Annotated in this window: 4 protein-coding genes; 3 read left to right on the forward strand and 1 reads right to left on the reverse strand. The window is 74.2% G+C overall.

All coding sequences use genetic code 11. The annotated features are described in order from the left end of the window. Positions 1-13: 13 nt before the first annotated feature. Positions 14-3,235 (forward strand): BREX-2 system phosphatase PglZ, encoded by a 3,222-nt coding sequence (pglZ, locus tag NBZ85_RS26200; RefSeq protein ID WP_261562793.1) that lies wholly within the window; start codon positions 14-16, stop codon positions 3,233-3,235. Between the two features lie 377 nt (positions 3,236-3,612). Here the strand turns inward: pglZ and NBZ85_RS26205 are convergent, their stop codons facing one another. Continuing rightward, positions 3,613-3,813 (reverse strand): hypothetical protein, encoded by a 201-nt coding sequence (locus NBZ85_RS26205; RefSeq protein WP_261559660.1) that lies wholly within the window; start codon positions 3,811-3,813, stop codon positions 3,613-3,615. 341 nt (positions 3,814-4,154) lie between these two features. Between NBZ85_RS26205 and brxD the strand changes: the two genes are divergently transcribed. Together brxD and NBZ85_RS26215 are read left to right on the forward strand one after the other, a co-directional pair. Then, on the forward strand, positions 4,155-5,519 hold the full coding sequence (gene brxD, locus NBZ85_RS26210; protein WP_261559658.1) for a BREX system ATP-binding protein BrxD: 1,365 nt from the start codon (positions 4,155-4,157) through the stop codon (positions 5,517-5,519). Next, positions 5,516-6,091: DEAD/DEAH box helicase (locus tag NBZ85_RS26215; protein WP_261562794.1), on the forward strand; the 576-nt coding region annotated here is incomplete at its 3' end. The genes brxD and NBZ85_RS26215, both read left to right, overlap by 4 nt.

Consider the following 6,091-nt stretch of genomic DNA (forward strand, 5'->3'; position numbering starts at 1 on the left):
AGATCGAGATCAGTTGGCGGCCGGCGCCGTGACCGCCCTGTCGCCCCCGGCCGGCCAGGGCAGCCCGCCCGCCCCGGTCGGCGCGGGCGCCCCTCGGGTGACCGCGGCCGTCGTGCGGGGCCGGGTCGCTCGGCTGCGGCGCGCGGCGCAGAGCAGTCATGGCTGCCAGCCGCGCGTCCTGCTCGTCCGTGCCCAGCCGGACTGGTCGGTGGCGGGCGAGCTGGACGTCGCCGGCCGGCCGGTCCACGTGGTGCCCTGCGTGTCACCGCTCGCCGTGCTGGAGGAGATCACCCGCTGGGCCCGTGACCCGGTCAAGGACGGCTGGCTGGTGCTGCTCACCGATGCCGACGAGGAGACGTTGGGCGACTCCGTCCTGGCTCAGGTCTACCGGCAGCGGGTCGACGTCATCGAACCGTGGATCGCCGTCCTGGAGGACTTCGGCGCCACCCGGGCCGACCCGCGGCTACGCGCCCTCGAGTACCGCTGGGTCGCCCAGGCCCTGTTGGAGGCCCGCCCCCCGGCCGGCTGGCCGCGCCGGCCCGGTGGCCTGCTCAGCCGACAGGACGCGCTGGCGGAGCTGGCCGCCGTCCGCCTCGGCCTGACCGAGCTGGGCCTGGGCGCCGCCGACCTGGACATCGCCACCCTGCTGCGCTGGACGACGGCCCCCGGCGCAACCGAGGCGCTGCGCCGGCTCGGCGACGACGAACGCGCCGGCCTCACCGCGTACCTGGTCGAGCGGACCGGCCGCGCGGGACGGGCCCTGTTCACCCTGGTTGCCGCCGGCAACGGCGAGCGGACGCTCGCCCTCGGCCTGGTCTGTGACTGCCTGTGGCCCCGGCCCGGCCGCGGCACCGCCGGCGCGCCGGTACCGGCCGCGGGGGACGTCGCGGCGGTCGAGCGGGCCAAGGTCCGGGTGGAGCGCTACTTCGGCCACGTTCGCCTCGACGACGCGACCATGCGCGCGTTCGCCGACGCCGTCCGCGAGGTGGTCGCGACGGCGCTGGCGGCGGCCCGCCCAGGCGCCAGCCGGCTCGGCCTCGAGACGGCCGGCGACCCGTCGGCGACCCTGCACCCGACCGACGCGCTCCCCGCCCTGCTCGCCTCCGCGCAGCGGCTGCTCGACGACCTGGACGCCCGGGCGGCCGGCGCCGCGAGTGACATCCTGCGGGCCGGCTTCGGCCACCGGCTGGCCGCCGTCGCCGCCACCGTCCGCGACGTCCTCACCGCCGCCGAGTCCGGAGTCGACCGCACACTGCTCGCCCACGCGGCCCGCGACGTCCTGACCGCCGTCGGATCGCTGCGCGAGCACCTGCTGGCCGGCGTCAACCGTCCCGAGGTGGAACGGGCCGCGATGGCCGCCCGGCTCGTCGGCTGGCTCGCCACCCAGCCCACCGGTTCGCACGCCACCGCGCACCCCGCGGGCGGGCAGCACCCCGGCCGGAAGCGGACAGGCGAGCCGACGACGCTGGCCGGCGCCCTCGACGCCCACCTCGACGACGGCGCCTGGGCCGACATCGCACTCGGCCACCTGGCCGTCGGTGACCCCGCGCCCGCGGTGGGCGCGGCGTACAGCGACCTCTACCGGGTGGCAGCCCGGCGCCGCCGTGCCCTCGACGCCGCCTTCGCGCAGCTCCTCGCCGTGTGGACCGCGACCGGCAGGCGGGGCGGCCTGGTGTCGCAGGGTGGCCTGGCGGCGCAGGGTGGACTGGCGGCGCAGGGTGGACTGGTGGCGCAGGGCGGGCCGCTGTGCATCGAAGAAGTCCTCGACCGGGTGATCGCGCCGGTCGTGACCGCCCGCGGCGGCCGGGCGCTGCTGGTCGTGCTCGACGGGATGAGCGCCGCCGTCGCCGCCCAGCTCGCCGCCGAGCTGCGCCGCGAACGCTGGGAGGAATGCGACCCGCTCGGATCCCTCGGCGGTGAGCCGGCCGGCCCCGCCCGGCGGCGGGCGGCCGTCGCCGTGCTGCCGACGGTGACCGCCACCTCGCGGACGTCGCTGCTCGCCGGCCGGCTGCTCACCGGCGACAAGGCGAGGGAGTCCGCCGAGTTCGAGGGCCATCCGCGCTGGGGCAGGCGGGCCGCCCGGCTGTTCCACCACGCCGATCTCGCCGGCGCACCCGGCGCCGCGCTCGACGGGGAGCTCACCGACGCGCTGACGTCGGACACCCCGCTGGTCGCGGTCGTGATCAACACGATCGACGACACGCTCGACAAGGGCCGCCAGGGCGACGACGGCGGCTGGCACCTGGCCGACGTCGGCCGGCTTCTCGCGGTGCTGGGCTACGCCCGGACCGCCGGGCGGGCAGTCATCCTGACCAGCGACCACGGCCATGTCGTCGACCATCGCGCCGAGGCGCTGGCCGCCGACGACGCCGCCTCCGCCCGGCACCGCATCCCCGGTTCAGGCAACGGCGCAGCCCGCGACGGCGAGGCCCGCGACGGCGAGGCCGGAAACGGCGGGGTTGGGGATGGCGAGGTGACGCTGGCCGGGCCGCGGGTCCTCGCGCCCGGCGGGCGGATCGTCGCGCTCTGGGACCCGACTCTGCACTACCTGGGCCGCAAGGGCGGCTACCACGGCGGCGCGTCGCCGGCCGAGGTGACGGTGCCCGTGCTGGCGTTCCTGCCGTTCCGCCTCTCCGCGTCGTCGACGAGCCGCGACCTGCCACCCGGCTGGCGCCCGCTGCCCGACCAGCGCCCACGCTGGTGGTCGCTGGAGACGACGGACCGCCTGCGCGGCCTCGGCGGTGGCGACACCGTGCTGGTCGGGCAGCGCGCCGTCAACGCCCCGGCGCAGGAGACAGCGCTGCTTCCCCGTAGGCGACGCAGGTCCGCGGAGGAACAGACCGGCCCGGCCCTGTTCGAGCTTCCCGCCGAGGCGGCCACCGGCCCGGCAGCCACGGCGACGGCCAGCGGCCGTGCGGATCCCGTCGACCTCCTCGTCGCCGGACTGCTCTCGTCCGAGCTGTTCCAGTCCCAGCTCGACGGGCTGGCCCGCAAGGTGCCAGTGGAAAAGGTCGAGGCAGCGGTACGAGCGCTACTCGGAGCGAACGGAACCCTGGCGACGAGTGTCGTCTCCGAGCGCGCCGGCGAGCGCCCGGCCCGGGCCGGCGGCTTCGCCGTCACCCTGCAGCGCCTTTTCAACATCGACAACTACCCTGTGCTGGAGCCGATCGACGACGGCCACACTCTGCGCCTCAACATCGACCTGTTGCGCGCCCAGTTCGAGCTGACCTCCTGAAATCGGCCGACGGGCATGCCTCAATCGAAGATCTTGTGTGTGCCGACGTGCAACCACACGATGTGCGGACCAGGCTGCCCCGGAACCGACTGCCCGTAGGCCCACAGCGCCCGCCCGTCCGGCGCCCAGGTCATCTCGTAGACGCCCGGGAGCGATCGGTAGCGCTTCACCCGCAGCGACGGGTGGAATACGCCCTCGGCGAGGCTCTTGACGAACAGGTCGCGTGCCCGCAGGAAGGCTGCCTTCTACTCGGGCCGGAGCCGACGCCAGTCGGCCCAGAACGCGGCGACCGGGTCGAAGGTGGGCATGAGATCACATTAGCCACCCGGCCCACCAAAGTGGTGGACACCCTGAGTGGCCTGTGCCAGCGACGTGCGTCAGCTCGCCTCGGGGTGGGCAGCAGCGTCCGTAAGCAGGCGGTCAAAGGTTTCGAAATCGCACGTCACATACCGACCGGCTTCGTAGTCCGCCATGCCTCGCCGGGCAGCCTCGACGAGCCATCTGGGAGGCTCCTCGTCCACGATCTCGACCTCGGGCAGGGGAACGTCAGGCAGGGGGACGTCGTCGGGAATGTCCATCACAACCCCCTTTCGGTGTTGCGATCCCTCCAGGGATCACTCGCCAACGATAGCGTGATCCCGCGCAACAGGGCATGGCCGATCTCGCAACGATCCAAAATTGCGGCCACCGCAATCGCAACGCTATGCAGCTCCGCCGCCATCTACCAATGGACGATCACCGTCGGTGAAGGCTGGGTTGGTGGTGACATCAACCGCCCTGGGACTGGCCCGGCTACCGCACTGACCAACCGGAGAGCAGCTCGTGGAACGGGAGTGGCTCCGGGAAGGCAGGGTCCGGGCAGGCGGACGATCCGGGAGAATCGAAATCCGGAGAGGCAGACAGAACCGGGGAGGCGACGGTGAACGGCGAGGCCGGTCGGGTCAGTGCGGCGCGGCGCAGGGATGTGCTCGACGCGCTGCGGCGCGGGGCGGTGCCGGCCGCCGGGCTGGACCTGCTCGCCGTCGGGCTGGACCGGTTCGAGCGGGTCGCCGCCGAGGACCTGTCCGCGGTCGCCGCCGGCGGGTCGGTGTTCAAGGCGGTCCGCGGCGAGTACGGCTCCGGGAAGACGTTCTTCACCCGCTGGCTCGCCGAACGGGCGAAGAAGGCCGGCCTCGCCACCGCCGAGGTGCAGATCTCGGAGAACGAGACGCCGCTGCACAGGCTGGAGACCGTCTACCGCCGGCTGACCGAGCGGCTGACCACCGCGACGTTCCCGCCGAGCGCGCTGCGCCATGTCGTCGACGGCTGGTTCTACGCCCTGGAAGAGGACGTCCTCGCCGCCGGGGAGACAACAGGCGATGGGGTAGCGGGCGATGGGGTAGCGGGCGATGACGCCGCGGCGCTCGACCGGGCGGTCGGCGAGCTGGTCGACCGGCGGCTCGCCGACGTCGGCCGCACGGCGCCCGCGTTCGCGGCGGCGCTGCGCGGCTACCGGGCGGCGCTGGCCGCCGGCGACGAGGCGACGGCGGCGGCGGTGCTCGCCTGGCTCGGCGGGCAGCCGCACGTCGCCGCCAGCGCGCGCCGCGCCGCCGGGGTGCGCGGCGATCTGGACCATTTCGGGGCGCTCGGCTTCCTGCAGGGGCTGCTGGTGGTGCTGCGGGACAGTGGCTTCCGCGGCCTGCTCCTCGTCCTCGACGAGGTCGAGACCCTGCAGCGGGTCCGCTCCGACGCGCGGGACAAGGCGCTCAACGCGCTGCGCCAGCTCATCGACGAGGTCCACAGCGGCCGTTTCCCCGGCCTGTTCCTCGTCATCACCGGAACGCCGGCCTTCTACGACGGCCCGCAGGGGGTGGCGCGGCTCGCACCGCTCGCGCAGCGGCTGGCGACCGACTTCACCGCCAACCCGAAGTTCGACAATCCGAGGGCCGTGCAGCTGCGGCTGGCCGGGTTCACCGAGGCGTCGCTGGTCGAGCTCGGCGGGCGGGTCCGGGACCTGTACGCGGCCGGTTCGTCGGGCGACGCGGCCGCCCGGATCGGCACGCTCGTCGACGACGCCTATCTCGGCGAGCTGGCCGGGGCGGTCGCCGGGCGGCTCGGGGGGAAGGTCGGCGTCGCGCCCCGGCTGTTCCTGAAGAAACTCGTCGCCGACGTGCTCGACCGGGTCGACCAGTTCGACGACTTCGCCCCCCGGCGCGACTATCCGCTGACCATCGGCGTGGCCGACATGACCGACCTGGAACGCAACGCCGCCCGCGCCGACGACATCGATCTGGACCTGGATTGACCGTCGACCCGGCGGCCACCGAGGCCGACGCGGCCGACGCGGCCGACGCGGCCGACGCGGCGGATCTGCTGCATCCGGTGGTGGTGCACCACATCGTGAACACGCTGCAGTGGCCGGGGCTGCGGCCGTTGCAGGAGGAGGCGGTCGCGCCGCTGCTCGCCGGTTCGGACGCGCTGCTGCTCGCCCCGACCGCCAGTGGGAAGACCGAAGCGGCGATGTTCCCGGTCCTGTCGCGGATGGCGGCCGAGAACTGGCAGGGGACGTCGGTGCTGTACCTGTGTCCGTTGAAGGCGCTGCTGAACAACCTGACGCCCCGGCTGGCGACCTACACCGGCTGGCTCGGACGCCAGGCCGCCGTCTGGCACGGCGACGTGACCGAAGGCAGGCGCAACCGGATCCGCCGCGAACGGCCCGACGTCCTGCTCACCACCCCCGAGTCGCTGGAAGCGATGCTCGTCAGCGTCCGCACCGACCATCGCGACTTCTTCGCCGGCGTCCGCACCGTGATCGTCGACGAGGTCCACGCGTTCGCCGGCGACGACCGTGGCTGGCACCTCCTCGCCGTCCTGGAA

This window comes from Frankia tisae (genome assembly GCF_025403405.1).
Classification (GTDB): domain Bacteria; phylum Actinomycetota; class Actinomycetes; order Frankiales; family Frankiaceae; genus Frankia; species Frankia tisai.